This is a genomic window from Caproicibacterium sp. BJN0003 (assembly GCF_026314295.1).
GTDB lineage: Bacteria > Bacillota > Clostridia > Oscillospirales > Acutalibacteraceae > Caproicibacterium.
Genome location: NZ_CP111108.1, coordinates 1,340,328 through 1,366,957 on the forward strand (window position 1 = coordinate 1,340,328; position 26,630 = coordinate 1,366,957).

The 26,630-nt window shown below is 42.2% G+C and carries 28 protein-coding genes; 7 read left to right on the forward strand and 21 right to left on the reverse strand.

The features are described 5' to 3' along the window. Window positions 1-164: 164 nt before the first annotated feature. From OP489_RS06710 to OP489_RS06720, 3 genes are all read right to left on the reverse strand, one after another. The gene (locus tag OP489_RS06710) at window positions 165-530 is read right to left on the reverse strand and encodes a type II toxin-antitoxin system PemK/MazF family toxin (RefSeq protein WP_180340593.1); all 366 of its coding nucleotides are present in this window, start codon (window positions 528-530) and stop codon (window positions 165-167) included. Between the two features lie 166 nt (window positions 531-696). Further along, window positions 697-1,530: an NAD(P)H-hydrate dehydratase gene (locus OP489_RS06715; protein WP_266161138.1), complete on the reverse strand. Its 834-nt coding sequence runs from the start codon at window positions 1,528-1,530 to the stop codon at window positions 697-699. Further along, on the reverse strand, window positions 1,466-1,891 hold the full coding sequence (locus OP489_RS06720; protein ID WP_266161139.1) for a holo-ACP synthase: 426 nt from the start codon (window positions 1,889-1,891) through the stop codon (window positions 1,466-1,468). The genes OP489_RS06715 and OP489_RS06720 overlap by 65 nt, the downstream gene beginning before the upstream one ends. Window positions 1,892-2,336: 445 nt before the next feature. Between OP489_RS06720 and pheS the strand changes: the two genes are divergently transcribed. The 4 genes from pheS to OP489_RS06740 all read left to right on the forward strand — a co-directional run bounded on the left by pheS (window position 2,337) and on the right by OP489_RS06740 (window position 6,449). Further along, window positions 2,337-3,359 (forward strand): phenylalanine--tRNA ligase subunit alpha, encoded by a 1,023-nt coding sequence (pheS, locus tag OP489_RS06725; protein WP_266163493.1) that lies wholly within the window; start codon window positions 2,337-2,339, stop codon window positions 3,357-3,359. A 32-nt stretch (window positions 3,360-3,391) separates the two neighbouring features. Continuing rightward, the gene (pheT, locus tag OP489_RS06730; RefSeq protein ID WP_266161140.1) at window positions 3,392-5,782 is read left to right on the forward strand and encodes a phenylalanine--tRNA ligase subunit beta; all 2,391 of its coding nucleotides are present in this window, start codon (window positions 3,392-3,394) and stop codon (window positions 5,780-5,782) included. 107 nt (window positions 5,783-5,889) lie between these two features. Next, window positions 5,890-6,135, forward strand: coding sequence for an IreB family regulatory phosphoprotein (locus OP489_RS06735; RefSeq protein ID WP_180340589.1), 246 nt, complete (start codon window positions 5,890-5,892; stop codon window positions 6,133-6,135). A gap of 14 nt (window positions 6,136-6,149) precedes the next feature. Beyond that, on the forward strand, window positions 6,150-6,449 hold the full coding sequence (locus OP489_RS06740; RefSeq protein WP_266161141.1) for a hypothetical protein: 300 nt from the start codon (window positions 6,150-6,152) through the stop codon (window positions 6,447-6,449). 144 nt (window positions 6,450-6,593) lie between these two features. Here OP489_RS06740 and OP489_RS06745 read toward each other — a convergent pair whose 3' ends face one another. The 14 genes from OP489_RS06745 to OP489_RS06810 all read right to left on the reverse strand — a co-directional run bounded on the left by OP489_RS06745 (window position 6,594) and on the right by OP489_RS06810 (window position 19,734). Beyond that, window positions 6,594-7,940 carry a dicarboxylate/amino acid:cation symporter gene (locus tag OP489_RS06745; protein ID WP_266161142.1) on the reverse strand — a complete coding sequence of 449 codons (1,347 nt, stop codon included), beginning with the start codon at window positions 7,938-7,940 and terminating at the stop codon, window positions 6,594-6,596. Between the two features lie 441 nt (window positions 7,941-8,381). Continuing rightward, window positions 8,382-9,650, reverse strand: coding sequence for a phosphoribosylamine--glycine ligase (gene purD, locus OP489_RS06750; protein ID WP_266161144.1), 1,269 nt, complete (start codon window positions 9,648-9,650; stop codon window positions 8,382-8,384). 27 nt (window positions 9,651-9,677) lie between these two features. Next, window positions 9,678-10,850 carry a phosphoribosylaminoimidazolecarboxamide formyltransferase gene (locus OP489_RS06755; RefSeq protein ID WP_266161145.1) on the reverse strand — a complete coding sequence of 391 codons (1,173 nt, stop codon included), beginning with the start codon at window positions 10,848-10,850 and terminating at the stop codon, window positions 9,678-9,680. Beyond that, on the reverse strand, window positions 10,843-11,607 hold the full coding sequence (locus tag OP489_RS06760) for an IMP cyclohydrolase (RefSeq protein ID WP_266161146.1): 765 nt from the start codon (window positions 11,605-11,607) through the stop codon (window positions 10,843-10,845). Before OP489_RS06760 ends, OP489_RS06755 begins: the two co-directional genes overlap by 8 nt. Then, complete coding sequence (gene purN / locus OP489_RS06765) at window positions 11,604-12,239, reverse strand: phosphoribosylglycinamide formyltransferase (protein WP_266161147.1); 636 nt, start codon at window positions 12,237-12,239, stop codon at window positions 11,604-11,606. The genes OP489_RS06760 and purN overlap by 4 nt, the downstream gene beginning before the upstream one ends. Further along, window positions 12,233-13,273 (reverse strand): phosphoribosylformylglycinamidine cyclo-ligase, encoded by a 1,041-nt coding sequence (gene purM, locus OP489_RS06770; protein ID WP_266161148.1) that lies wholly within the window; start codon window positions 13,271-13,273, stop codon window positions 12,233-12,235. Before purM ends, purN begins: the two co-directional genes overlap by 7 nt. Before the next feature lie 20 nt (window positions 13,274-13,293). Then, on the reverse strand, window positions 13,294-13,791 hold the full coding sequence (gene purE / locus OP489_RS06775) for a 5-(carboxyamino)imidazole ribonucleotide mutase (protein WP_266161149.1): 498 nt from the start codon (window positions 13,789-13,791) through the stop codon (window positions 13,294-13,296). A 295-nt stretch (window positions 13,792-14,086) separates the two neighbouring features. Next, window positions 14,087-15,025 (reverse strand): SPFH domain-containing protein, encoded by a 939-nt coding sequence (locus tag OP489_RS06780; RefSeq protein ID WP_266161151.1) that lies wholly within the window; start codon window positions 15,023-15,025, stop codon window positions 14,087-14,089. Between the two features lie 24 nt (window positions 15,026-15,049). Next, entirely contained in the window at window positions 15,050-15,505 is a 456-nt protein-coding gene (locus tag OP489_RS06785) for an NfeD family protein (RefSeq protein ID WP_266161152.1), read from the reverse strand. Between the two features lie 97 nt (window positions 15,506-15,602). Beyond that, window positions 15,603-16,232, reverse strand: a complete 630-nt coding sequence (locus OP489_RS06790) for an SGNH/GDSL hydrolase family protein (protein ID WP_266161153.1) — start codon at window positions 16,230-16,232, stop codon at window positions 15,603-15,605. Between the two features lie 353 nt (window positions 16,233-16,585). Beyond that, complete coding sequence (locus tag OP489_RS06795; RefSeq protein WP_266161154.1) at window positions 16,586-17,302, reverse strand: amino acid ABC transporter permease; 717 nt, start codon at window positions 17,300-17,302, stop codon at window positions 16,586-16,588. Continuing rightward, window positions 17,302-18,030 carry an amino acid ABC transporter permease gene (locus OP489_RS06800; protein ID WP_266161155.1) on the reverse strand — a complete coding sequence of 243 codons (729 nt, stop codon included), beginning with the start codon at window positions 18,028-18,030 and terminating at the stop codon, window positions 17,302-17,304. The genes OP489_RS06795 and OP489_RS06800 overlap by 1 nt, the downstream gene beginning before the upstream one ends. A 52-nt stretch (window positions 18,031-18,082) precedes the next feature. Then, window positions 18,083-18,928 (reverse strand): transporter substrate-binding domain-containing protein, encoded by an 846-nt coding sequence (locus tag OP489_RS06805; RefSeq protein WP_266163494.1) that lies wholly within the window; start codon window positions 18,926-18,928, stop codon window positions 18,083-18,085. An 83-nt stretch (window positions 18,929-19,011) separates the two neighbouring features. Continuing rightward, window positions 19,012-19,734, reverse strand: a complete 723-nt coding sequence (locus OP489_RS06810; RefSeq protein ID WP_180340576.1) for an amino acid ABC transporter ATP-binding protein — start codon at window positions 19,732-19,734, stop codon at window positions 19,012-19,014. Between the two features lie 607 nt (window positions 19,735-20,341). Between OP489_RS06810 and OP489_RS06815 the strand changes: the two genes are divergently transcribed. The 3 genes from OP489_RS06815 (at window position 20,342) to OP489_RS06825 (ending at window position 22,026) form a co-directional block, all read left to right on the forward strand. Continuing rightward, complete coding sequence (locus OP489_RS06815; RefSeq protein ID WP_266161156.1) at window positions 20,342-20,794, forward strand: MarR family winged helix-turn-helix transcriptional regulator; 453 nt, start codon at window positions 20,342-20,344, stop codon at window positions 20,792-20,794. A gap of 90 nt (window positions 20,795-20,884) precedes the next feature. After that, window positions 20,885-21,469 (forward strand): chromate transporter, encoded by a 585-nt coding sequence (locus tag OP489_RS06820; RefSeq protein WP_266161157.1) that lies wholly within the window; start codon window positions 20,885-20,887, stop codon window positions 21,467-21,469. Next, a complete protein-coding gene (locus OP489_RS06825) occupies window positions 21,466-22,026 on the forward strand; it encodes a chromate transporter (RefSeq protein ID WP_266161158.1) in 561 nt (186 codons plus the stop codon). The genes OP489_RS06820 and OP489_RS06825 overlap by 4 nt, the downstream gene beginning before the upstream one ends. A gap of 339 nt (window positions 22,027-22,365) precedes the next feature. On the opposite strand, the gene OP489_RS06830 is transcribed toward OP489_RS06825, so the two are convergent. The 4 genes from OP489_RS06830 to citD form a co-directional block, all read right to left on the reverse strand. Beyond that, window positions 22,366-23,688, reverse strand: a complete 1,323-nt coding sequence (locus OP489_RS06830) for a 2-hydroxycarboxylate transporter family protein (RefSeq protein ID WP_266161159.1) — start codon at window positions 23,686-23,688, stop codon at window positions 22,366-22,368. Between the two features lie 122 nt (window positions 23,689-23,810). Next, window positions 23,811-25,373: a citrate lyase subunit alpha gene (gene citF / locus OP489_RS06835; protein WP_266161160.1), complete on the reverse strand. Its 1,563-nt coding sequence runs from the start codon at window positions 25,371-25,373 to the stop codon at window positions 23,811-23,813. Between the two features lies 1 nt (window position 25,374). Further along, window positions 25,375-26,277: an aldolase/citrate lyase family protein gene (locus tag OP489_RS06840; protein WP_266161161.1), complete on the reverse strand. Its 903-nt coding sequence runs from the start codon at window positions 26,275-26,277 to the stop codon at window positions 25,375-25,377. Next, window positions 26,274-26,573, reverse strand: a complete 300-nt coding sequence (gene citD, locus OP489_RS06845) for a citrate lyase acyl carrier protein (protein ID WP_180340569.1) — start codon at window positions 26,571-26,573, stop codon at window positions 26,274-26,276. Before citD ends, OP489_RS06840 begins: the two co-directional genes overlap by 4 nt. Between the last annotated feature and the right edge of the window lie 57 nt (window positions 26,574-26,630).

Sequence of the window (26,630 nt, forward strand, 5' to 3'; positions counted from 1 at the left end):
TGGAGTATGACACAAGTTCTTAGGAAAAAACTGTCAAAAAGAGAAGGGATTCGAAACGGATTTTAATCCGCTTCGAATCCCTTCCTTTAAGGCTATTTGATTCTTTTTTTGCAACACGAAAAGATGAGAAATAACATGTAATTTTTCTTATTTTGCAGGGCTATTTATGTAGTTGCCCTGCTGCGTCCTCCGATTCCAAGACTAACGGAAATCGCCTGATCCACCTGATTCATACTCTGTTGATCAAGGCGCCCCATTTTTTCTTTTAATCGGTGTTTATCAAGAGTCCGGACTTGCTCCAGAAGAACCACGCTGTCCTTTGATAAGCCGGTATCTCCGGCATCCAGATAAATATGCGTCGGAAGATTCGCCTTCCCTTTTTGACTTGTAATCGCTGCTGCAATTACGGTTGGGCTAAAACGGTTTCCGACATCGTTTTGAACAATCAATACAGGCCTGACTCCGCCCTGCTCTGATCCGACGACAGGACTGAGATCTGCGTAAAAAATATCTCCCCGCTTGACATTCATAAATCTATTCACACTCCGCATAAAGGATTTTCCTTTGATAGCATTGGCAAACTAATTCGGATTTATTCACCGAATTTTGCTGCTCTATCCTATGCATAATTAGAAAGATCCGTGTAGAATGAGAAAGATTGAAACAAAAAGATAAAATTTGTCCAAATAATAATCTTTAAAGAAAAATCCCCGGCAATTCTTTTAAAAGATCATGCGGAAGCACCGCGGTCTGAGAAAACTTTTTTGCAGCAAAGTCTCCTGCAAGTCCATGAAAATAAACGCCTGCCGAAGCCGCCATAAAAGGATCCGCTCCCTGTGCAAGAAACGCTCCAATCATACCGGAAAGAAGATCTCCACTCCCGCCTTTGGCCATGCCAGGATTTCCAGTTGGATTCTGAAGGACTTGTCCTCTGGGAGAAGCAACAATCGTCCCAGCCCCTTTTAAGACGACCACTGCATGCCATTTTTCGGCACAGCAGGATGCAAGTTCTGCTCGATTTTTCTGCACTTCTAAAACAGTTTCCCCGGTAAGTCTTGCCATTTCTCCCGGATGAGGCGTTAAAACAAGCGGCATCTCAAGAGACGGCAAAATCGTATCCGCTTCTTCTGCAATGCAGTTTAATCCATCAGCATCCAAAACAAGCGGTACTTGACAATGCTTTAAAATATTCCGAACCCGATCAGGATATGCGGTTGAAAATCCACACCCCATCACACAAGCAGTCGCCCTTTTTAAAGTAGATTCAACCGGAGAAAAATCATTTTTTTGATAAACCGTATAAATTGGTTCCAAAAGTCTGGAAGCAACGATTGGATAAATAGATTCCGGTACCGCCATATCCACTAAACCGGTCCCACATCTCAGTGCTCCGCCTCCGCAAAGGACAGCGGCTCCTGCCATCCCATAGCTGCCGCAAATACAAAGGAGCCTTCCAAAATTCCCTTTATTGGCATTCTGTGCCCTGGGCTTTAAAATCGAACGGGCGAATTTTTCCGAGATCAGTTCCATTTGAAATCTCCTTTCCGATGACGATCACTGTTACCAAAGTATCGGTATGGCTAACGCTGACCATAAATTCTTTTCCAAATGCCAAACGGGCCGCTTTTCCCGAAAAGTGCAGATATGGAGCCCCATTTCCCCGATGCAGCAATTCTACTTCGCAAAGAGAAAATCCGTGAAGTCCGGTGCCAACCGCTTTAGAAAAAGCTTCTTTGGCACTAAAAGAAGCCGCAACGCTCTGGGGTGGAAACCCGCGCTTTTGAAGTTCCAAAAATTCTCTTTGCCCAAGAATTCTACGACAAAAGCTTTCCCGCTTCATCGATTCTTTAATCCGTGAAATCTCGCAGAGATCAATTCCAACCGCGTCCATAAAGCAATCCTCCCAAAACACTTTTTTCTATTTTATCACACCTCAATTTTGTTTACAAATAAAGGAATTTACAAAAAAGTTTATTCCAAAATGCTTTTAAGTGCTTGCAAATAAAAAAAGCGCGTGATATAGTTAAATAGTTCATAAATTGAATAAAAACAAACACAATGAAAAAGTAAAGTAGCGACCTTAAAATACCCGTAAAGAGAGAATGCGTCACCCGGCTGAGAACGCATTTACCGGTAAAGTTCGCAAAGTTTCCCTTTGGAGTGGCTGTGCAGAACCATTTATAAAATGAAGTAGGCACAGAACGGCAGACCCCGTTATCGGTCGTCAGAGTACAGAATCAGGGTGGTACCACGAAAGTTTTGCCTTCGTCCCTCTATTGGGGGATGAAGGCTTTTTATTTTTCCGGTTCCAGCCTCAAGAAAGGATGTTATAGATGATCAAAGAGGATTTAGAGGCAATCCGCCAAAAGGTATCGGATGACCTCAAAGGAGTCAATGAGCAAAAGCCATTAGATGATCTGCGCGTAAAATACCTTGGCAAAAAAGGAGAACTCACCGCAATTCTGAAACAGATGGGAAAGCTTTCTGCCGAAGAACGTCCTGCAGTTGGACAGAAAGCAAACGAGATTCGCTCTTTTATCGAATCAGAATTACAACAACGTTCTGCAGAATTAAAAAAACAAGAGCTTGCGCACCGTCTGGAGCATGAAGCAATCGATGTGACAATGCCTGGAAAACGTCAGGTACTTGGTGCCAAACACCCGCTCTCCATTGGCCTTGATGAAATTAAAGAAATTTTTGTCGGCATGGGGTTCGATATCGTAGATGGTCCCGAAGTGGAAACTGACTACTATAACTTTGAAGCACTCAATATTCCTAAAAACCACCCAGCACGTGATACACAGGATACTTTTTACATCAACGAAAATATTCTGCTGCGTACCCAGACAAGCCCGGTACAGGTACGTGTGATGGAAAAACAAAAGCCCCCTATCCGCATTATCAGCCCCGGTCGCGTCTACCGCAGTGATGCAGTAGATGCCACTCATTCCCCTATCTTTCATCAGATTGAAGGATTGGTCGTCGATAAAGGCATCACTTTCGCCCACCTAAAGGGAACCCTTGAGACCTTCGTAAAACGTCTCTATGGAGAAGACAGCGTTGTGCGTTTTCGTCCCCACCACTTCCCCTTCACGGAGCCTTCCGCTGAAGTGGATGTCCAATGTTTTCACTGCCATGGTGAAGGCTGCCGTCTCTGTAAAGGAGAAGGCTGGATTGAAATTCTGGGCTGTGGCATGGTCCATCCGAAAGTTTTGGCAAACTGCGGAATCGATCCGGAAGTTTATACCGGATTTGCTCTCGGGATGGGACTGGAGCGTGTTGTTATGCGTCGCTACCAAATCGACGATATGCGCCTGTTCTATGAAAACGACGTACGATTCTTAAAACAATTCGGTTGATCAACTTAGGATAGAAAGCGTGGTTAAAGCATATGAATTTATCAATGAGATGGCTTCAGGAGTTCGTAGATCTGCCAAAAATGAAATTACGAGACTTCACTGAGGCAATGACGCTCAGCGGAAGTAAAGTAGAAAGCTGGGAAACAGAAGGCGAAGATATCCAAAATGTTGTCGTGGGAAAGGTACTCTCTTTGGAGCGTCACCCAGACAGTGATCACCTTTGGATTACGCAGGTCGATGTCGGTTCCGATGCACCAATTCAAATTGTAACCGGCGCACAGAATCTGAAAAAGGGAGATTTTGTTCCGGCAGCACTCCACAATAGTCTTCTCCCCGGCGGAAAGAAAATTAAAAAAGGCAAACTGCGCGGTGCAGAATCAAACGGAATGCTTTGCTCTGTCGGCGAATTAGGACTCACTGTTCATGATTTCCCGCACGCTATCGAAGACGGAATCATGGTTCTTACAGAAGAAGATGGCTGCAAGCTGGAACTTGGCATGCCGATTCAGAAAGCACTCAATTTTAATGATACCATTGTCGAATTTGAAATTACCAACAATCGTCCGGACTGTTTTTCGATGATTGGACTTGCACGAGAAGCTGCCGCTACTTTCAATCTGCCGCTTAAAAAGCATAAGCCAATTGTAAAAGCAGGTGCTGGAGATTGCAGAAAACTTTTAGATGCAAAAATTGAAGCACCGGACCTTTGCTCCCTCTACTCCAACCGAATTGTCAAAAATGTTCGCGTGGCGCCCAGTCCTCTCTGGATGAGGGAACGTCTGCGTGCAATGGGGATCCGTCCAATCAATAACATTGTGGATATTACAAACTATGTCATGATGGAATACGGCCAACCGATGCATGCCTTTGATCTGCGTTTTGTAAAAGACGGAAAGATTCATATCCGCCGTGCAAAAGCTGGAGAAAAGATTACAACGCTGGATGATGTAGAACACACACTGACCGAAAACCAGCTGATTATTGCCGACAGTGAAAAACCGATTGCAATTGCTGGTGTGATGGGCGGCGAATACAGCGGTATTATGGAAGACACCAATACAGTTGTTTTTGAATCCGCCTGTTTTAACGGTGCTTCCGTTCGTACCACTGCACGCGATCAAGGAATGCGCACAGATGCTTCTGCCCGCTATGAAAAGGGTCTTGATCCGCAAAACTGCCTGCCGGCTCTACAACGTGCCTGCGAATTGGTGGAACTTTTAGATGCCGGAGATATCATGGATGGAATGATTGTGGACGACTGTTCCGATCATGAACCGCGCCGTATTCTTTTGGAAGTCGATTGGATCAATCGTTTTCTTGACACTGATATTTCAAAAGAAATGATGAAGAACATTCTGAAAAAGCTGGAATGCAAATTTGACGACGATACAATCATTGTTCCGTCCTTCCGCCCGGATTTACAGCACAAAGCAGATATTGCCGAAGAAATTGCAAGATTTTACGGATATAACAAAATTCCAGGAGCAGCTCTTCCCGGTGGAGCACAGGGAAAATATACACCGGAACAGAAATTCCAGCAGAAGATTTCTAATACAATGCTTGCACTCGGTGCCAGCGAAATTATGACCTATTCTTTTATTTCACCTAAATATTACGATAAAATTTTGATGCCTAAAGATGATTCTCTCCGCAAATCCATTACGATTTCCAATCCGCTGGGAGAAGACACCAGCATTATGCGTACCGTAGCACTTCCCAGTATGATGGAAACTTTGGCGCGCAATTACAACAACCGCAATGACAGTGCCTGCCTCTTCGAAATGGCCAGCGAATATATTCCTACAACAGAAAATGAACTGCCTATCGAAAAAGCGACCTTGATTTGTGGCATGTACGGAGAAGATTATGATTTCTTTTCCTGCAAAGGGATTCTGGAAAGTCTGCTCTCCAGACTCGGTATATATGACTGGGACATCAAAGCTTCCAAAGAAGAATACAGCTATCATCCTGGGCGCTGTGCTGTCTTAAGTATCGATGACAAACGCCTTGGCGTGATTGGCGAGCTTCACCCGAATGTAATGGAAAATTACGGAATCGGCGGGCGTGCATACAGCTTCAGTCTGGATGTTAAAATGCTCTATGAGGCCAGCCAAAAATCCATCACTTACCAGCCGCTGCCAAAGTTCCCTGCTGTCTCTCGAGATCTTGCACTTATCTGCAACGCTGATATTCCTGTTCTTGTTCTTGAAAAAGCAATTAAGAAAGGCTCCGGCAATCTGCTGGAACATATCGAACTATTTGATGTTTACCGCGGTGAACAAATTGCTTTTGGTAAAAAGAGTGTTGCTTTCAGAATCATTTTGCGCTCTGCAGATGAGACTTTGACAGAAGAGCGCGTAAATTCCGCCATCAAGAAGGTAATTGCCGAACTTGAGAAATTTGGTGCCACTTTGCGTGCTTAATCCTGCTGTTTTTAGGTAATAATTCTCCACATATCCAATTTTTCGGATTTTATCCTTGCAAAAAAGGATGGCTTGTTGTATCATTTAATTCATTGGAGGTGTTTTCCATGTTGGATAAGACGATGACCTTTTCTATTGGGTCTGATCGCGAACAGGATATCCGTCAGGTCCTTACTGCTGTTTACTCAGCAATGAAGGAAAAAGGATACAATCCCATCAACCAGCTAGTGGGTTACATTCTTTCGGAAGATCCTACCTATATCACTACCCATAATAACGCACGGAGTCTTATACGCAGAATTGACCGAGATGAATTATTACAGGTATTGCTTAAATCATACCTTAATGTATAAAAGGAGGGACGCGAATGAGCGAACCAAAAGAAATGAATTTTCCAACCTATAAAGGAAAGCCACTTGTCCGCAGCGGCGACGTCCTTTATTATGGTGATATGAAGGATCCCTATGTCTGCCGTTTAGAAATCAAGAGCAAAAGGAAAGTTCAGGACATGGAAATTGCAGACAAGGTCTTTATTCAGTTAATGTCTACCGATCCGACGGTTCATACACGCAAGCAAATTATAAAAAGCAGTGAGAAAAACGGTTTATATCTTGCTTTGGACATTGCTGATGCATGGCTGTCCCGTGCCTTAACTGAAGGCGTTTGATTTTTACTGACAATGAAAAGAATGACCTCAATGGTTTTTTAAACGCATTGAGGTCATTCTTTTTTATATTATCTTACTCTTTTTTTGATGATTTTTAGCACCAAGATGTTCCATATCTACCTTACTGACTTCTCATCATTGTTTTTATATTTTCTGGGAAGCAGCGATCGAACGCTGTTCCTCTTTTTCCTTTGTCCCATTATAAACATCTTCCTGTAGCAGCCCTTCTGTCTTTGCCACCAATACCGCAGATTCCGCAGCTCCAACTACGTTTGTCGCAGTCCTCGCCATATCTACAATCATAGAGATCGGTGAAAGCAGTACAATCATCTCTATCGGAAGTCCAGCTGCCGCAAATAAAGCAGTCGCAGTAATCGTCGCTGTACCAGGTACCCCGACCGTTCCAATAGATACAACCAATGCAAGAACAATCAAAAAAGCATATTGTACCGGTGTATAAGAAATTCCCAGAACATTGATGCTAAAGACAGCGAGTAATACCGGCCAAATTCCTGCGCAACCGGGCATACCGAGATTGGCCCCAAGTCCCGCTGTAAAAGACGCCACATCTTCATTGACACCCAATTTTTTCGTTAACTGACGAACAGTAACTGGGATTGTTCCAATACTGCTCTCAGAAGTAAAAGCTACCACAGCAGCCGGAGCAATTCCTTTTAAGAAAAAAATTGGGTTTAATTTTGCAACAAAGCGAATGAAAAAGCTCTCCACTCCAAAGAGCTGCACTGCGCACAAAGCATAGGCAAGTACCAAAATCCCCAGAAGCGGCAATAAATCCGCAACGCTGCTCTTTCCAACTGCCCGTGCGATTAATGCAAGCACTGCATACGGTGTAAACTCCATGATCCAAGAAACTGCCTGCCCCATCACTTTATTTCCTGCATCTATGAATGTTTTAAATGGTTTAATATTTTCCTGCGTTTTCACTGCATGATTATACGCCACCGCAACGATAATTGCAAAAACCACAATCGGCACCACTGCGCCGCTGCTCCACTGCGAAGCAAGGTTCTGTGGGAAAAGAGAAACCAGTGTATCAAGAAAATTTGGTACCTCCTTTGCTTTATAATCCGTAACAGTTTCATAGGTAAAACCCGTGCCGATTTTCAAAGACACCGCAGCAATCAATGTAATCACACTAGCTGTTAATGTATTCAACAGCAAAAACAAAACAGATTTTAACCCAATCTTTTTTAGATGAATTGAATCTCCAAGATTTGTAATACTTGAAATAATACTAAAAAGAAGCAGCGGAACCACCATTGCTGAAATTACATGTGTATAAATCGTACCGAATACCGCGACATAGGTATAGTTCTCTTTAAATAGAATCCCGACAACAATTCCAAATCCAGTTCCTAACAAAGTGAGAATTCCAAAATCAAGATGTTTCTTTTTATCCAAAAAATATAAAACTCCAAAAAAGACAAGTGTCAGCGCTAAAGCACCCAGCGCCAAATAATTAATTTGCATATTTCTTTTCTCCTTCTAAATATAAAATATCATAAAAAATCCGGGTAATTGTCTTTCACAATTCCCGGGAATCCAATCATTATGGTCAAAAGCCTGTAAGTATCAAAGGATTTAGTCTTCTATCAACACGCAGTCGTTTGTTCCATAAAATTCCCGTAAACACAGCATTCGACAACATTGGTTTTTACACATTAATTTAAAGGCCTTCATTAGGGGTCCCTCCTTTTATTTTCATATTAATTCTATATGTTTAATATGATTATAACACACAATAAATGCCTGTCAACCTCTTCTAAAAAATTTCAGCAAAAAATAAAAGCTGGCATCGCTTTTTAAGCAATGTCAGCTTTTCTAAATGAATAATATTTTATGACAAAATTATTCTTTATCATCCAATTAAAAGGTAATCGGCAAAATCTGCTAAGATTGATGGAAAATTACTCAGTTACGCAATTTACCAATATCATGGCGAAACTGAACACCTTTCCAAGAAATTTTATCTACTGCCGCATAGGCCTTTTTCAAAGCTTCTTCCAATGTACTGCCGGTACAGGTAATCCCCAGCACACGGCCACCATTGGTATAAAACTTTCCGCCCTGATATTTGGTTCCGGCATGATAAACCGTTGCGCCTTCGACTTGTCCCTTACTGTCCAGTCCATGAATTTCGAGCCCTTTTTCATAGCTGCCCGGATATCCGCCGCTTGCCATCACAACACAAGCTGCAGCACCATCTTTCCACTCGATTTCCATCTGATCCAGTGTTCCGTTAATAGTTGCCTCAAAAATATCTACCAAATCTGTTTTTAGACGTGGCAGCACAACCTGCGTTTCCGGATCACCAAAGCGAGAATTATACTCAATTACTTTTGGTCCGTCCGGTGTCAGCATCAAACCAAAATAGAGGCATCCTTTAAATGGTCTGCCCTCTTCATTCATTGCTTCCAGTGTAGGCAGAAAAATTGTTTTCATACACACATCTGCAATTTCATCCGTATAATAAGGATTCGGGCTGATTGTCCCCATTCCGCCGGTATTCTTGCCCTGATCATTATCCAAAGCGCGCTTATGATCTTTGCTGCTGACCATCGGCTTTAACGTTTTTCCATCCGTAAAAGCCAAAACGCTGACTTCTGGTCCTGTTAGAAATTCTTCTACAACGACTCGATTCCCGGAAGCGCCGAAAATTTTATCTTCCATAATGGACTTAATTCCGTCTCTCGCTTCCTCAAGATTCTGACAGATCAAAACACCTTTTCCGAGTGCAAGGCCGTCTGCTTTAATGACAACAGGAAAACGATTTTGCTCTTTGATAAAGCCAAAAACTTTCTGCGGATCATCAAACACCCGATAATCCGCTGTCGGAATATGATATTTTTTCATCAGCCCTTTACTGAATACTTTGCTTGCCTCAATCTGTGCAGCTTTCCCGCTGGGGCCAAAAGCCGGAATTCCTGCTTTTTCCAAAACATCGACCATACCGGCCGCAAGCGGATCGTCTGGAGTCACGCAAACAAGGTCGATCTGATGATCTTTTGCCCATTTAGACACCCCTGCTAAATCCGCAGGAGACAAATCTACATTTTCAGCATCACAGCCGATTCCACCATTTCCCGGAGCACAGTAAACCTTTTCTGCCTTCGGGCTTTCCAACAGTTTCCGTACAACGGCATGTTCCCGGCCGCCGCCGCCGATTACTAAAATTTTCATCAGAAAATTATCCTCCATAAAAGCCAATCAATGATGGAATAAACGCATTCCGGTAAAGGCCATCACCATTCCATACTTATCACAGGTACTGATAACATGATCATCACGGATAGATCCGCCAGGCTGTGCCACATACTGAACACCGGATTTATGAGCGCGTTCAATATTATCGCCAAATGGGAAAAATGCATCACTGCCCAAAGTAACCCCATTGAGCTTTTTCAGCCATTCTTTCTTTTCTTCTGCAGTAAAAGGCTCCGGACGAGTCTTAAAGCGCTGCTGCCATTCGCCGTCGCGCAGAACATCATCATACTCATCACTGATATAAACATCGATCGTATTATCGCGATCCGGACGACGAATTCCATCCACAAAGGGAAGCGCCAGCACCTTCGGATGCTGACGAAGCCACCAAACATCCGCTTTATTTCCCGCGAGACGTGTGCAGTGAATTCGGCTCTGCTGTCCAGCCCCTACTCCAATCGTTTTACCATTTTTTACATAGCAGACTGAATTACTCTGTGTATATTTAAGAGCAATCAGAGCAACCATCATATCTCGCTTTGCTGCATCAGGCAACTCTTTGTTTTTGGTTACGATATTCTGAAGAAGATCTTCGTCAATCTTAAAGTTATTTCTTCCCTGCTCAAAAGTAACACCAAAAACATCCTTACGCTCAATTGGAGCAGGCTGATAAGCTGGATCAATTTCTACGACATTATAGCTTCCCTTGCGCTTGGTTTTTAAAATTTCAAGCGCTTCTTTTGTATAACCTGGTGCAATGATTCCATCGGAAACTTCCCGTTTGAGAAGTGTTGCCGTCTGTGCATCACAGACATCCGAGAGCGCCGCCCAATCGCCATAAGAAGACATCCGGTCTGCTCCACGCGCCATTGCATAAGCACTGGCAATCGGAGAAAGCTCCAGATCATCTACAAAATAAATTTTCTTCAACGTCTCACTCATCGGGACAGCGACTGCCGCACCGGCAGGACTGACATGCTTAAAAGACGCAGCTGCCGGAAGCCCTGTTGCCCCTTTTAGCTCTTTAACAAGCTGCCATGAGTTCAGTGCATCCAGAAAATTAATATATCCGGGGCGTCCGTTCAACACCTTAACAGGCAGTTCTCCTTCCTTCATAAAAATTTTGGAAGGTTTCTGATTCGGATTACAGCCATATTTTAGTTCCAGTTCACGCATGGCAAGATTCCTCCGTTTCTAAATTTGTCATACTTTCTTTTGAAAGTTTTGTGTTTCCGTTTTTATTATAGATACAGCTTTTGGTCTTTCCCGTTTTTAAATCAATAAAGCGAGTAAAAAGAGAAACTTTATTATCGGAATTCAAATGGTTCCAAACTGTTTCGGTAAACGTATCCAGACCGCCTGGCAGCGTCACCAGAGTCGGCTCTCCCTCAAAGCTTGGAAGCGGATTTCCATTTCCGACATAGGTATGAATATACCGTCCCTCTCCCGCTTTTGGGTTTTCATAATCGTAAAAATAGCGCAGCGTTGTGCTTTCGTCATTGCGGTCACTCTTTAAAATAGACAGACAAAAATCCCCGTTCGGCAGCACAATACCACTGACACGCGGGGTAAAATTCGGACCATCCGGTTCAAAAGTACGGGTACGCAATGCATCGACAAATCCTTTTCCGTCTTTCAAAAAATCATAAACTGTATCCGTCTGATCGCCGTTTGTAACGATCGTTTTTCCTTTTAATACGCGAACCGGCGAATAAATAATCAATGACGGATCCACTAATTTTGCAGGATCAAATGCCTTTGTACGAATTCCGTCTCCCTTCCATTCAAAGACACGGTTCCGGCTGTTTTCACTGCGGCCCATAATAAAATAAGCAATCACCGCATAACGATTATTTTCGCTGCGGCCCAAAATAATCCCTCGGCCGGGATAAGAGGAAGAACTCAATTCTTCTGATAAATCACAAAGCTTCATTTGTTATCCTCCCTGATAATGGCTTTCCCGTCAATTACCTGAATCTTTCCGGCACAAAAAAGTGCCACTGCTTCCGGTAAAAGTTTCCATTCCGCCTGCTCCATCACTCGCCGCTGAAGCGTCTCGGGAGTGTCGTTTGGTTCGACCTCTACCGCTTTTTGCAAAAGAATCGGGCCACCATCACAAATTTCATTGACTAAATGGACAGTTGCCCCTGTTACCTTGACACCACGCTTTAATGCTGCTTCGTGTACATGAAGCCCAAAATACCCTTCTCCGCAAAAAGAAGGAATCAAAGACGGATGAATGTTCATAATCCGATTTTTATATTCTTTGATTACCCGTTCACTGATAATCGTCATAAATCCTGCCAAAACAATCAGATCAATTTTATTTTCTTTTAAAAGAGAAATCAGTGCACAATCATACTCTTCCTGTTCAGAAAAAGTCTTTCTAATCAAAACTTTTGTAAGAATTCCTGCTTTTTCTGCACGGGACAATGCGTATGCATCCGGACGGCTCGCAATCACCAGTGCGATTTTACCGTTCGGGATTTCTCCGCGGCGTTCCGCATCAATCAGAGCCTGTAGATTTGTTCCGCCACGCGAGACAAGGACCGCTATTTTCAGCATAAGATTACGCCTTCCTCACCCTGCGTAACTTCTCCGATTGCTACAGCGTTCTGACCGGCTTCTTTTAAGGTTTCCAATGCTTTTGCAGCATCTTTCTCCGCTACCGCACAGACCATTCCGACGCCCATATTAAATGTATTATACATATCATGTTCCGGAATTTTCCCGGTCTTTTGAATCAGATCAAAAATTGGGAGTCTCGGTACTGCCTTCAAATTAATTTTTGCAGTCATGCCCGAGTTCATCATGCGCGGAATATTTTCGTAAAATCCGCCGCCGGTCACATGAGAAACCGCTTTTACTTCGACTGCCTGCATCAACTGACGCATCGGCTTTACATAGATTTTCGTCGGCGTCAAAAGTGCTTCTCCCAAAGTCATACCCAATTCTTCTACATACTTTCCGACATTTTCCTGATTCAGATCAAATACTTTGCGCACTAAAGAAAAACCATTGGAGTGAACTCCCGAGGAAGGAAGACCAATCAGCACATCTCCCGCCTGTAATTTACTGCCATCAATCATCTTTGTACGGTCTACAATTCCTACAGAGAAGCCTGCCAAATCATATTCATCTTCCGGATAAAAGCCTGGCATTTCTGCAGTTTCCCCACCGACAATCGCACTTTCGCCCTGTACACAGCCTTCGGCAACCCCTTTTACAATCTGTGCAATCTTTTCCGGAACATTTTTCCCAGTAGCAATATAGTCGAGAAAGAACATCGGCTGAGCACCACAGCAGATCACGTCATTAACACACATGGCAACACAGTCAATTCCAATGGTGTCGTGCTTGTCCATCAAAAAGGCAATTTTCAGCTTTGTGCCCACTCCATCAGTCCCACTGACTAAGATTGGATCCTGCATCCCAGCAAAATTCGGGCGAAAAAGTCCGCCGAAGCCGCCGATTCCGGAAACGACGCCCGAAGTCTGTGTTCTTGCCACATGCTGTTTCATCAGATCAACTGCACGATAACCCGCGGTCACATCGACACCGGCTGCTTTATAGCTGTCACTGTAACTGTTTTTATTCATTTTCTGCTCCTAATCTGCCATCAAAGGGTGGCTGCTTTTTCCTGTATTGCTGCATCTTTCACGGAAACTTCTTGTGCCATTGTTTCCTTCATCTTTTCCAATTTCTTAGAAAGTGATTCGTCTGACAAGGCCAACATCTCCGCTGCCAAAATAGCAGCATTCTTTGCCCCATCGATCGCGACGGTCGCAACCGGAATTCCGCTTGGCATCTGTACCGTTGCAAGCAACGCTTCCATCCCGCCAAGATTTGCGGATTTGATTGGAATTCCAATCACCGGAATGGTTGTATTTGCTGCAAGGACGCCTGCAAGATGTGCTGCCATCCCGGCAGCGGCAATAATCACACCAAATCCGTTTTCTTTCGCATTAGAAGCAAAAGAAAATGCTTTCTGCGGTGTGCGATGTGCACTCATCACATGCACTTCGTATGGAATTTCCAGCTTTTTAAGCTCTACAATGGCTTTTGATACTGTTGGAAAATCACTGTCGCTTCCCATAATAACCGCTACTTTTTTCATTTGTCTACCACTCCTTATGATTAACTGAATCAAATGAATGAAACTGTCTTACCTTTTTTCGAAAGACATAAGCAAAAACGATAAAAGCGGGGAAAGAAAGCCGCAAAATATAACGTCTTTCCTCCTCCGCTTTTTTATCAGATAGTATTATTTTAGAGGATATCCTGTCTAATTGCAAGGTATTGCGACACAATTTTTGCGATTCCGAAAGAACTCCTAAAAAATTGTTCTTTCCTTTTCTTTTTTTCAAAAATTCCACCAAAAAACGGGCACGAAAAATCGCACCCGCCCATTTTTATTTCTCTGTTTTTGACCTTTGAGGCTTCTCTTCCGGAGAATCCGTAACCAATTCTTTAAAAGAAGCAGCTAAACCCGCCAGGGACTGTATCTCGCTTGGAATAATAATTTTGGTTGCTTTTCCATCAGCTGCCTTCTGAAATGCTTCTAAGCTCTTAACTGCAATCACAGATTTACTCGGATTCGCTTCGTTTAAGCGTTTAATACTCTCCGCTAGTGCAGTCTGCACAAGTGTAATTGCTTCCGCTTCGCCCTGCGCTTCACGAATCTTGGTTTCCTTTTGTGCATCTGCCTGAAGAATTGCGCTTTCCTTTTCGCCTTCGGCAATTAAAATTTTACTGGTCTTCTGCCCCTCTGCCTCCAAAATCCGTGCACGGCGTTCACGTTCCGCCTTCATCTGTTTCTCCATGCTGTCCTGAATTTCTTTCGGCGGAAGAATGTTTTTCAGTTCTACGCGGTTCACCTTAATTCCCCACGCATCTGTTGCCTCATCCAAGATCGTACGAATCTTTGTATTGATCACATCGCGGCTGGTGAGAGTATGATCCAATTCCAAATCTCCAATAATATTTCGAAGGGTCGTTGCCGAAAGATTTTCAATTGCAGAAATCGGGTTTTCTACCCCATAACAATAAAGCTTTGGGTCAGTAATCTGAAAATAGATGACCGTATCAATCTGCATTGTCACATTATCTTTTGTAATAACCGGCTGCGGTGGAAAATCTACAACTTGTTCCTTTAAGGAGATTCTTTTCCGCACCTTATCCACAAACGGAATCTTAAAATGAAGTCCCTTTTCCCAAGTGTTATGATAAGCACCTAGGCGCTCCAACACATAAGCATATCCCTGCGAAACGACCTTGATATTCGAGATCACAATTGCAATTAAAAAGATCAGCAATAAAACCAAAAATATTTCCAAAACCGGGATTCTCATAAAACAGACACTTCCTTTCCCTCTTTACTCAGGTTTTGTTATTTCTTTTACCAACAGTTTAACTCCTTCAATCGTTTTCACCAAAACATCCGCACCCTCCGGAATAACTTCTCCATCATAAGACCGGGCGGTCCAAACGCTTCCCTGCACCTTCACAAGACCAGTTCCTGCAGTATTGTCTATCTGCTGCGTCACAATCCCTTTCATCCCAATATACCGATCCGCATTGGTATCCGTCTTTTTAAAATTCATGGCTTTATGGACAAAAGGTCTCGTTAAAAGCAGAGTCAGCACAGTTACGCCGATAAAAATGAGAATCTGCAGCCATGAAGGGACTCCACAAAAAGCGGATATAGCTGCCGCAACTCCTCCAATGGCAAACCAAATACTGACAAGCTGTGTCGTGCACCCCTCAATGATTGCCGCTACTACTGCAATCGCCAGCCATAAATATGGCAAATAGTAAGATAAAATCAGCACTGCTGAGCCCCCTTTTTGAATTGGAAAAGTTCTTCCAATTGTTAGATGCATTGTATCATAGAAACTTTTCTTAAACAAGGATTTTCCTCAAATAAAATCAGAGCAGTTCCAATAATTTTTTTTCGATTGCCTCTGCCGCTTTTGCATGACCTTCCGCATCCAAATGAATACCATCTACCGCCCCGGGCTGTACAAACAAATTCAAATCAAGAAATTCGCATTTTAACTGAACAGCAACTTTCTCTAACTCTGGTTCCAATTCTCGGGAAACTTCATTTGTATGCTCGTTAAAGTCCCAAGGAATTCCGGAGTCTTCCCGATACTGCATAGCAGGCGGACAGAGGATCAAAACTTTAGGAGCGTTTTCGTTTGGCCCACATTCAGAATGTTCAACGATTTCTGCAAGCACTTTAACCCCCTCTGCAATTTCTTTTGCAGAAAGACCTAATCTTGTTTTACAGTCATTGATTCCCAACATTAGTAAAACCCAATCGATCGGACAATGTTTTTGCAGACAAGGAAGCAACGCTTCTTTTCCGTTTCTGCAGCCACCCATCAAATCGTCCCATAAAGTTGTTCGTCCGTTTTCGCCTTCAGGAATCACCTGAACCTGCGGCATGGCATGCTGCAAACGGCCGGTCCATCGCACAGATTCCGGCTGACGAGTGCCAAAACGCGGATCAAATCCCCAAGTGTTGGAATCCCCAAAGCATAAAATTCGTTTCATTTTATTTCCTTTCCCAAATCCATAAAAATATACCGATCATGTTAGCATTAGTATACCATCAACTAGTTTACTTCGTCTAGAAAAAACAAAAAGGCTGACAGCAAAATTACTGTCAGCCTTTTTGTTTTGGGATTAAAGAGAGAGGAGAAATATGAAAGCAAAATTGGATCTCTTTTGAGATCGTCCAACTCGGATGTGCTGTTTCCGATTTGGATTGTCTATAGTATAGAGAAAGGTTGTGTACGATATTTAAAAGGACTATGAAGAAAAGATGAATCTTCCGTAAAGAAATTATAAAGTCCCTTTAATTTTGACCATTTTATTTGCTTTCATAATAAAATAACGAATTCTTTTTACTGGGCAGAAGGGAGCATTTTCCCTGAATTTTTTGACTCAGAAACAACCTTGGGGTGCTGCAAACGGCGTACACAGATCGATAAGGTGAAACAAATCGCAAAATAAATGAGCGCCATAAACCCGTATACCAAAAACATAGCTGCAGCATTGCCTGAGAATTGCGCAATGACAATTCTTCCATTTACAGTGAATTCAGCGATATTGACAGCCGCCAGCAGAGAAGTATCTTTTACGACCGTAATCACTTGGCTGAGAAGCGCCGGAATACTGACACGCAAAGCCTGTGGAAGGACAATCATCTTTAAGGTCTGGAAAAGGGAAAAGCCCTGAGAAGCTGCCGCTTCAAATTGGCCTTTCGGAATGCTGTTCAATCCGCCGCGAACAATTTCTGCAACCACTGCGGAGGTAAAAAGAGTAAATGCCAGAGAGCCCGACATAAAGTCCTTAACCATCGATGGAATTCCTTTCCCAAACGGCACCAGAAAATAGATAATCAAAATCCAGAGCAAATTCGGCGTTGTCCTGAAAATCTCAATATAAACGGATACGATAACACGCAAAGGTTTTGGTCCATACGATTTAACAGCACCCAGAATGGTTCCAAACAGAAGGCTGAGCAAAATTGCAACGACTGCCACCGAAAGCATCATTCCGATCCCTTGAAACATAAAGATCATATTATTTTTGCTGAATACCTGAGATAAGATTTCCATTATGACACCTCCACGACTGCTGCTTCCGGCATCTCTTTTGGTGCTTTTTTATGCGAAACAGCCGGGCCGAGTTTTGCTCGTTTTTCCAAATGCTTTGCCAGAGTGACCAGCGGAAAATTAATAACGAAGTACAAAGCACCGGCCATAAGATACCCAGGCCCGTAGCAAAGATAAAGTCCGACCCATGAATCCGTCAGATACATAAGCTCTCCGCCTGCGATCATTGCTGTAACAGAGGTGTTCTTTACCAAATTCACAGCCTGGTTTGCAAGCATTGGCATCATTACCCGAAACGCCTGCGGCAAAACAATAATACGCATTGCTTTGCCAAAACTGAATCCCTGGGAATACGCAGCCTCGATCTGTCCTTTGGGAACAGACTCAATTCCCGTGCGGACTACCTCACTGATATAAGCACCGTGATACATTCCAACACCTAAGACACAGATTGGAAAAACGTCCAGTACAATTCCAACACTCGGCAGTACGTTATACATAAAAATCAACTGTAAAAACAGCGGTGTATTCTGGAAAAATTCCACATAGACTCGGGCAATTATTCTCAATATTTTTAACTGAGATACGGAAAAAACTCCTAATATAATGCCAATACAAAGCGCAAGGACAAGTCCCAGCAAAGAAAATTCCAGCGTATGCAGAAAACCGGTTCCGAAAACTTCTCCGAAGTCTTCAAATACCCGCCGCCATTGCTCTGCTCCAAATGGCATGCGATCAACTCCTTCTGCTTAGATCAATTTCGAAAACTAAGAATTAACCAATTTATTTAATCTCCCATTTATCCAGCATTTTCTGCAATTCTCCACTGGATTTCAGGTCGGTAATGGTATCATTTACGAGCTTTGCAAGATCGTCGTTTCCTTTTTTGGTTGCAACGCCGTAATCCTGCGGTGCATAGGTATCGTCAAGGATTTCCGTCTTATCATCTACATAACCATTGAGGATCGATTTATCAACCGAGAAGACATCAATTCTGCCGGAATCCAATGCAGCCTTAATTTCAGGATAAGTTGCAAACTCTGAGAATTTCAGTGTGATTCCCTCTTGCTTTGCCTGATCTTCCAAAGCACTGCGGCTGGTTGCAGACTGTGCAACGCCGATTGTCTTTCCATTCATATCTTTAAGGCTCTTGATCCCGCTGTCTTTTTTCACCAAAAATCCAACAGCATCTGTCATATAAGGATCCGAAAAATCGTACTGCTGTTTACGGTCATCCGTAATGGTAAAAGTTGCAATTACCATATCGATATCACCTTTATCCAAAAGCGGACCACGGGTTTTTGCATTGACGGTTGTAAACTCAACCTTTGAGGTATCTCCGTCAAAGATTTTACCGGCAATCACTTTTGCCAGGTCATCTTCAAAGCCTTCATATTCATTTGTTGTTGTATTTAAAAGACTGTATTTCGGAATATCTGCTTTTACACCGACCTTCAACGTACCAGATGCTTTGATTTTTTCAACAGCAGCACCTGCCGCACTTGTAGAAGAATCCGCTGCCTTAGAAGATGCTGTTGTAGAAGAAGCACTTGTACCTCCGCACCCTGCTAAAGCTGCCATCATTGCTGCCGCCATTACCGCTGCTGCAGCCTTTTTCATAAATTTCATCATGTTTTTCCTCCTTACAAAAATTGTGTTCTTTGGCACAAAGCAAATTAATATCTGAAAATTGATCCGAAATCGAATCAATCTCAGTGCAAAATTTTACTCAGGAACGCCTGTGCTCTCGGATTTTTCGGATGATCAAAAAATTCATCCGGATTACCTTCTTCAAGGATCGTTCCATCCGCTACAAACATTACCCGGTCTGCCACCTGACGGGCAAATCCCATTTCATGCGTAACACAGACCATTGTAATATTTTCTTTAGAAAGGCTAACCATAACATCCAGCACTTCCTGCACCATTTCAGGATCCAGTGCACTGGTGGGTTCATCAAATAAAATCATCGGTTTATTCATAGCCAACGCCCGCGCAATCGCAACACGCTGTTGCTGCCCGCCGGAAAGGTTCTGTGGATATTCATTTGCCTTGGATTCCATCCCGACACGTTTCAGGTACCGCATACCTTCTTTTTCCGCAGCATCTTTTGGAATCATCTGTAATTTAATTGGTGCCAATGTTACATTCTGCAAAACTGTCATATGCGGATACAAATTGAACTGCTGAAATACCATAGCAGAAGTATCCCGAACCATCTGCAAATGATTCTTTTTTGTTAAAGGAACTTCATTGATCAGAACTTCTCCGGAAGAAGGTTCTTCCAAATAATTCATCATGCGAATCAATGTGCTTTTGCCAGCTCCGGAAGGACCAAGAATTACCACTTTCTCTCCTTCCTGAATTGTCAGATTGATATCATGCAGCACTTCGTTTTTGCCATAACTTTTGCTGATATGCTTCATCTCAATCATTCTTTTCTACCCCTTTTCCGAGATCTTAATCTAAATAAAAGACGCCGCACTCCCTTTCTAACAAAAGAAGTGCGGCGTCTTTGCCACAAAACTGAGTTATCAAAAATTCAATAAATAATTAAAGAGGAATTTTTGAGTTCTGCTATAGTATATCAGTTTTCGATAAATTCGTCAACCTGTCAAAATGCAATTTTTAAAACAATTTTCTCCAAATATTAAATATTTTTGCCCTAATTTTTTATGAATAATAAAGAATTTGAATTTGATTGCATTAATATATTCATTTTTAAGTTTAAATCAGAAAGTGATTTTCTTGTTGTGAATAAAATTGCAAATAAAAAAAGACGTGCAAAAGCGCGTCTTTCAAAAAGGGAGGAGAAATGATTTGGAATAAAATGTTACTGCAATCTCAAAGCGGGTGTGCGGGCCGCTTTGAATATTTTTAGTATACAAAGAGAATATGGATAACTTTTAAAAGGTTTATGAAAGAATCGTGAAGTTTTCACTATTTTTCCATGAACAAATGATTCTTGACTTTTCGCGGATTCTCAGCTATTCTAAAAACGAAAATTTTTTTGGATTTTTTGTTTTGGAGGCTCTTTTAATTATGCTGGATCAGGAATTTGAACGGCTTTATCTGCGGTTGCGCGCTACTTATTATCGGAGAATGGTCAGCCGTATTGGCACCAGAGAAGGAAGCCTCAGTGCAACAGAATCTTTTTGTGTCGAGATCATTTATCTGCTTGGCACACCTACGGTTAGTAAATTCGCACAATTTTTAAATATTTCCCTGCCGAACGCAACCTACAAAATCAATCGTCTGATTGATAAGGGTTATGTTGAAAAAGAAATATCTTCTGAAGACCATAGGGAAATCTATTTAACGGTAACGCCAAAATTTTCAAACTACTATGGTTTAAAAAATATAGACATTGCAAAGATGATGAAAAACATTCATGAAAAGTTTTCCAAACAGGAAATTGAACAATTAGAATCCATGGTTAAAAAAATTTGCAAAGAATGTTTTCCGGATTTTGAGCTTTCTTCCTCTAGAAACTGATTTTAAAAGTCGAAACAACATTTTTGGTTGTTCCGGCTTTTCTCTATTTTGATGGAAATTTTAATGAATCTAATTCAAGGAGGCAATTAAATGAAAGATTATTTCGAACTTTTGGCAGCCTTTTTTCGCATTGGTGCATTTACATTTGGTGGAGGTTATGCAATGCTCCCCATGTTGGAACGAGAACTGATCATAAATCATAAGTGGAGTACTATGGAAGAACTGATGGACTATTTTGCCGTTGGTCAATGTACTCCCGGCACAATTGCTGTTAATACCGCCTCCTTTATCGGATATAAACGTAAAAAAATTCCTGGTGCAATCGTCGCTACGCTTGGAGTGATTCTTCCCAGTCTGATCATCATAATCATATTAGCAGCAATTCTACAGCAAGTCAGTGATTATCCGACCGTTCAGAGTGCTTTTCGCGGAATCAGCGCCGCAGTTGCCGCCTTAATTGTTCAGTCCGTTTGGGGAATGGGAAAAAGCGGCGTTAAAAATTTGCTCGGTATTATCTTGATGATTCTTTCCTTTTATTTTATCTTTTTCTTAAAAGTCAACCCTGTATGGATTGTTCTAGGAGCTGGGGGAATTGGAGCATTTGCTTATTCTGAAATTGGGAAAAAGGTCTTTAAAAAGCTTTTGACTCCTTTTGATAAGGAGGAATCCAAATGATTTATCTTCAGCTCTGTATCGAATTTTTTAAAACAGGCCTTTTTTCGGTTGGAGGAGGACTTGCCACTCTCCCCTTCCTTTATGCCATGGCTGAGCGTTATCCATGGTTTACAAAAGCAGAATTAACTCAAATGATTGCGGTCTCCGAATCTACGCCTGGTCCACTAGGTGTAAACATGGCAACTTATGTAGGAATGAAAACTGCTGGACCTTTGGGTGGAATTCTCGCTACCCTTTCTTTGGTACTTCCTGGACTGATTATTATTATTTTAATTGCACGCACACTAGAAAAATTTCAAAAAAACCAATTGATACAAAACGTTTTTAGTGGGCTGCGTCCTGCAGTAGTCGGAATGATTGCATTCTCTGCAACATCCGTCCTCGAAAACGCATTTTTTCTCGCTGGTACAGATTTTTCATCATTTTCTTTAGGAACGCTCGACTGGCGAAATATTATTTTGTTTTTTGTTTTGCTTTTTGCTGTATTTAAATGGAAAAAGCATCCGATCCTATATATCGCTGTTGGTGCTGTCGTTGGGATTGTATTTCAATTTTAAAAATCAAAGAATTGCGTTTTAGGGCTTCTTCTTTACTCACTTTTCTAATCAGCTGTTTTCGTACAAAGGCAGTATCATCTATCCAAAATCGTCTCAATAAAGACATTATCTGTGTAATACAGGAATCAAAATAAATCCTTGAATACCTTTATATTGCTATCTTGATTTTACTTCATTTCCTAATCGAATCTAATTTATTATTACTTTAAATAAAAAAGCAGCCTAACAGAGAAGGATGAAAATCATCTGTTAGGCCACTTTTTTGGCGCAATACCAAGCGCCAAAACTATTTATAGAGGAGCGAAAACTATATTGAGTTGTTGTCTATTGAAAATATGTTTATTTAAGGAATGCACCAAACATTACACTACCAATAATCAGCACAATACCGCCGCCGAGACGAGAGGACAACTGCGCATATGCAATCAATCCCATACGATCTGCAGCACCCAAAACTGCTAAGTCGCCACTGCCACCACGGTTCGCCATGCAAAGTCCAGCCGTAATTGCAGAATCGATCGGATAGAATCCTACCCAATAGCCGACTAGTGCAGAACCAACAATTGCACCGATGACAATCAGCAATGCAATCACCATATTGGCTGGAGTAATTGCTGCAATCAACTCATTGATATTGGTATCAACTGCAACACCGACCATAATAATTAAAATCAAATTCTTTACAAAGAAGTTCTGCAGAGTCTTGCAGGCAGCACGGATATTATCCGGGACAATTCCGGTTGCTGCAACAATTGCTACAAAGATAATCATGTAAGCAAATTGATGAATCGGAGCACCGCCAATAGTAGGCAAAATCACCTTTGCAAACAAACGACCAAGTGCATAAAACGCGAGTCCCAAAAGGAATGCGCCGCCAAGGTCTTTCATAGAAGGCTTAACATCCTTATCTTCTGTTACAATGACTCCACCGTCACGCATCAACTCAGCTTTATCCCCTGATCCCCCGGTCCAAGTCGTTTTTTTCGTACCGAGTTTTTTAAGAAGAGCACCGGAAATAATGGCAAAAACATTTGCAATTGTTAGAATGGTAATCGCAAATGTATAATAATTTGCCGCGGGATCTCCAGTAACCGTTTGATAAATTTGGCTTAGCGGAACCGCACCTGCTCCGTTACCGCCGCCCATAATTGGGAGCATATACTTAATTAGTACATTAATCGGGTTTACTCCGAAAATCAAGCCTCCGAGAACACCCAGTAAACTTGCACCAATTAAGCCTCCAAAAATGGCAGGCAAATAGCCGGCAAAAGAGCGGATCAGCATTTTACGATCCAAAGCAAGAACAGAACCGACAATCAAGAAAATAATGAAGAACGAAAGAAAATCGGAATCATCCATTAAAGTGTTAATTCCTTTTGCATATTTATCCGGAATCACTTTATAAGTAAACAAAAATGCGGATACGATGTAAGTCATGACAATTCCGCCGCCAATATAAGTATTCCAGAACGGAATTCTTTCACCAATTTCATCGCAAACAATCCCAATGCTCAACATCAGGACGAAACAACCGGAAAGGTCTGCAGAAAGAGCACCGGTATATTCCGCTACAAATACAACACCAACAATCATTAAAGCCAACCACCATGGCAATCCCATTGGCTTTACAGGTGCTAAAAACCTTTTTTTGTACTCTGACATAATTTTTCCTCCATATTTCTTTCCCGTGGAAGTCTAAAATTTTGCTCTATTTTACACAACCACCGAATTTAGCCTTTTCAATCCTCTTACTCAAAATGAATTTTGCTCCTCTAAAAATGCCTTTAATCCTCAAATTCAAAGGGTTTTACTTCTCGAACAACATCCAAAATGGAACCATCGCGGGCTTCCAAAATTCCAACCACCTTATCTTTAAACTGCACTTGTTCAGGAGTTCCGACGATTGAATAAGCCTTATCCCTTAACTCCTCAATCGTGCAGAATGGCAGATGAGAATCTTTATAAGCCGCAATTAAATCTTGTCGTTTTGGATTGATCGCAATGCCATAATCTGTTACCACAATATCTACATCTTCGCCTGGAGTCACGACTGTAACCACCTGATCACAAACAGTCGGAATTCTACCGCGAATCAGCGGTGCAACGATAATAGAACATTTAGAACCAGCAGCAGTATCCGGATGACCGCCGGGCGCTCCACGCAATATTCCATTAGAACCTGTAACCACATTTACATTAAAGTTTACGTCAACTTCCAATGCACCCAAGATTACAAAATCCAACCGATTGACAAAAGCACCTTTATTCATAGGATCCGCGTAAGCAGAAGTAGAAATCTCGTAGTGATTTGCATCATTTTTAAACGATTCAATCGAACCTAAATCAAAATCCTGCGCATCTACAATGTTTCGTACTAAACCAGCTTCCAGTAAATCACAGATCGGTTTCGTAATACCACCGATTGCAAAACTCATATGGATATCTTTCTCTTCCATAATCGGACGAAGCATTGTATTGACTGCCAAAGAAGCACCACCGGCACCTGTCTGAAAAGAAAATCCATCTTTAAAATAGGGAGATTCTGCAATTAACTGTGTGCAATAATGAGCCATATTTAACTCTCGCACATCTTTTGTCATACGCACTGCATTGCTAACAATCTTATTCGGGTCACCAATACAATCCACTTTGCAAACATAATCTACATCTGTCATAGAAATGCTAGCCGGATAATTTGGGAACGGCACCATACAATCCGTAATGACCACAACACGGTCTGCATATTTTGCATCTACCATCGCATAAGACAAAACGCCGCAATCGCTTTTTCCTCCAACGCCGCGTGCATTGCCATATTCATCCGAAGTAGGAGCACCAATAAAGGCAATATCGATATGGACGTCGCCCTCTTCGATCGCTCTCACACGGCCTCCATGAGACCGGATGATGGCCGGATTTTTGAGCTTTCCGTGAGAAATTGCTTCACCGATTTTACCGCGGACACCAGAAGTCTGGATTCCAGTGACAACGCCCTTTTCAATCAGATCTGCGACCGGATCATGAGCAGCCCCGAGAGAACTTGCACAGATGGTAATATCTTTTACTCCCATCTTTGCAACTTCTTCCATTACCATGTTGACAATTTTGTCTCCATCGCGAAAATGATGGTGAAAGGAAAGTACCATTCCATCATGAATCTTACACTTTACAAGTGCTTCATGAATGCTGGAAACCATCTTGGAGCGAGTCGGGTCAATATAATTATGTACACAGGGGCCAGCTTTTTGATAGGTATCTTCGCTGCGGGCAAAGGAGCCGGAAAATACTTTCTTTCCATATTGTTTCAAAAGCTCGTCAGGAATTTCTCTGCCAACTTGATTCTTCATTTTACAGTTCCCCCTCATACACACCTGCGGCCTTTGCCAAAGACAGGGTCCGCTTTGAGCCATCGTAGAATGCGATATCGATCATCTTTCCATCGACTGTAAAAACGCCAATTCCTTTTGCACGTTTTTCTTCGATCTCACGTACGACTTTTTCTGCAAAGATAATTTCTTTTTCGGACGGTGTGAAAATCCGATGCACAGTTTCTATCTGACGCGGATTAATAATGGACTTTCCGTCAAATCCCATCTGCTTAATCATGAGGACTTCTTTTTCAAATCCTTCCATATCGTCAAGATTTGTAAAGACAGTATCAAAGCACTGCTTACCAGCTGCACGTGCTGCAATAATCATGTTTTGACGTGCACCGGCAAATTCTACTCCGGTTCCAGTAATAACCGTCTGCAGATCCTTGCTGTAATCTCCTCCGGAAAGGGCAATGCCAAACAAACGCTCACTGGATGTACAAATTTCATAGGCATTTCTGACACCCTTTGCGGATTCCAGTGCAGCCATCAACAAAGTGTGCCCTACCGGAACTTCAAATTCCTTTTCCGCAGCTTCTACAGCCGCTTCAACACGATGGACATCCTCTGCTGTCTCTGTTTTGGAAATACGAATGACATCCGCTCCGCCTGCAACACAAACGCGAACATCTTCCTGCCAATGTGGGGTCTCCAATCCATTAATCCGGACAACTCTTTCTACTCCACGGTAATCAATTTCTTGTAGCGCATGATAAAGAGAATACCGAGCAGCGTCTTTCTGATTTTCAGCTACTGCATCTTCGAGATCCAACATAATCGAATCCGGTTTATAAATGTAAGGGTCTTTAATCAAACCGGGTTTCTGACAATTTAAAAACATCATGGTTCTTCTTAACCGTTTTAGATTTGGATTTCTCATTTGATTGCCCCTCCCCATGGAAGATTATCGGTCTGGTCATTCGCGCGAAAAACAGCACACTCTACGCGTGCCTTTAACGTACAATCCAATGCACCACGATCTACTACGGTAATTTTTACGTTGTTGACACCCAGTCGTTTTAAAGTTTCCAATACAGTTGCACGAATTTGATTTCCGAACTGATGGATGACTGTGCTGTCAAGGGAAAAATCAACTTTTCCGTTTCCAGGTTCCACGGTTACCTGCGCATCACTCGATTCCAATGTTCCAGCGATGGCTGACTTTTTAATGTCCATAGGTACCTCCTCATTCTGTCAATAGTCCTAATTGTTTTTTTGAGTTAAAAAACAATT

What these genes read in the sequence shown, in the direction of transcription:
- OP489_RS06710 (WP_180340593.1), bottom strand. Translation starts at nt 530, where the DNA reads ATGAATGTCAAGCGGGGAGATATTTTTTACGCAGATCTCAGTCCTGTC.
- OP489_RS06715 (WP_266161138.1), bottom strand. Translation starts at nt 1,530, where the DNA reads ATGGAACTGATCTCGGAAAAATTCGCCCGTTCGATTTTAAAGCCCAGG.
- OP489_RS06720 (WP_266161139.1), bottom strand. Translation starts at nt 1,891, where the DNA reads ATGGACGCGGTTGGAATTGATCTCTGCGAGATTTCACGGATTAAAGAA.
- pheT (WP_266161140.1), top strand. Translation starts at nt 3,392, where the DNA reads ATGAATTTATCAATGAGATGGCTTCAGGAGTTCGTAGATCTGCCAAAA.
- OP489_RS06735 (WP_180340589.1), top strand. Translation starts at nt 5,890, where the DNA reads ATGTTGGATAAGACGATGACCTTTTCTATTGGGTCTGATCGCGAACAG.
- OP489_RS06740 (WP_266161141.1), top strand. Translation starts at nt 6,150, where the DNA reads ATGAGCGAACCAAAAGAAATGAATTTTCCAACCTATAAAGGAAAGCCA.
- OP489_RS06745 (WP_266161142.1), bottom strand. Translation starts at nt 7,940, where the DNA reads ATGCAAATTAATTATTTGGCGCTGGGTGCTTTAGCGCTGACACTTGTC.
- purD (WP_266161144.1), bottom strand. Translation starts at nt 9,650, where the DNA reads ATGAAAATTTTAGTAATCGGCGGCGGCGGCCGGGAACATGCCGTTGTA.
- OP489_RS06755 (WP_266161145.1), bottom strand. Translation starts at nt 10,850, where the DNA reads ATGCGTGAACTGGAACTAAAATATGGCTGTAATCCGAATCAGAAACCT.
- OP489_RS06760 (WP_266161146.1), bottom strand. Translation starts at nt 11,607, where the DNA reads ATGAAGCTTTGTGATTTATCAGAAGAATTGAGTTCTTCCTCTTATCCC.
- purN (WP_266161147.1), bottom strand. Translation starts at nt 12,239, where the DNA reads ATGCTGAAAATAGCGGTCCTTGTCTCGCGTGGCGGAACAAATCTACAG.
- purM (WP_266161148.1), bottom strand. Translation starts at nt 13,273, where the DNA reads ATGAATAAAAACAGTTACAGTGACAGCTATAAAGCAGCCGGTGTCGAT.
- purE (WP_266161149.1), bottom strand. Translation starts at nt 13,791, where the DNA reads ATGAAAAAAGTAGCGGTTATTATGGGAAGCGACAGTGATTTTCCAACA.
- OP489_RS06780 (WP_266161151.1), bottom strand. Translation starts at nt 15,025, where the DNA reads ATGAGAATCCCGGTTTTGGAAATATTTTTGGTTTTATTGCTGATCTTT.
- OP489_RS06790 (WP_266161153.1), bottom strand. Translation starts at nt 16,232, where the DNA reads ATGAAACGAATTTTATGCTTTGGGGATTCCAACACTTGGGGATTTGAT.
- OP489_RS06795 (WP_266161154.1), bottom strand. Translation starts at nt 17,302, where the DNA reads ATGGAAATCTTATCTCAGGTATTCAGCAAAAATAATATGATCTTTATG.
- OP489_RS06800 (WP_266161155.1), bottom strand. Translation starts at nt 18,030, where the DNA reads ATGCCATTTGGAGCAGAGCAATGGCGGCGGGTATTTGAAGACTTCGGA.
- OP489_RS06805 (WP_266163494.1), bottom strand. Translation starts at nt 18,928, where the DNA reads ATGAAATTTATGAAAAAGGCTGCAGCAGCGGTAATGGCGGCAGCAATG.
- OP489_RS06810 (WP_180340576.1), bottom strand. Translation starts at nt 19,734, where the DNA reads ATGATTGAGATGAAGCATATCAGCAAAAGTTATGGCAAAAACGAAGTG.
- OP489_RS06815 (WP_266161156.1), top strand. Translation starts at nt 20,342, where the DNA reads ATGCTGGATCAGGAATTTGAACGGCTTTATCTGCGGTTGCGCGCTACT.
- OP489_RS06820 (WP_266161157.1), top strand. Translation starts at nt 20,885, where the DNA reads ATGAAAGATTATTTCGAACTTTTGGCAGCCTTTTTTCGCATTGGTGCA.
- OP489_RS06825 (WP_266161158.1), top strand. Translation starts at nt 21,466, where the DNA reads ATGATTTATCTTCAGCTCTGTATCGAATTTTTTAAAACAGGCCTTTTT.
- OP489_RS06830 (WP_266161159.1), bottom strand. Translation starts at nt 23,688, where the DNA reads ATGTCAGAGTACAAAAAAAGGTTTTTAGCACCTGTAAAGCCAATGGGA.
- citF (WP_266161160.1), bottom strand. Translation starts at nt 25,373, where the DNA reads ATGAAGAATCAAGTTGGCAGAGAAATTCCTGACGAGCTTTTGAAACAA.
- OP489_RS06840 (WP_266161161.1), bottom strand. Translation starts at nt 26,277, where the DNA reads ATGAGAAATCCAAATCTAAAACGGTTAAGAAGAACCATGATGTTTTTA.
- citD (WP_180340569.1), bottom strand. Translation starts at nt 26,573, where the DNA reads ATGGACATTAAAAAGTCAGCCATCGCTGGAACATTGGAATCGAGTGAT.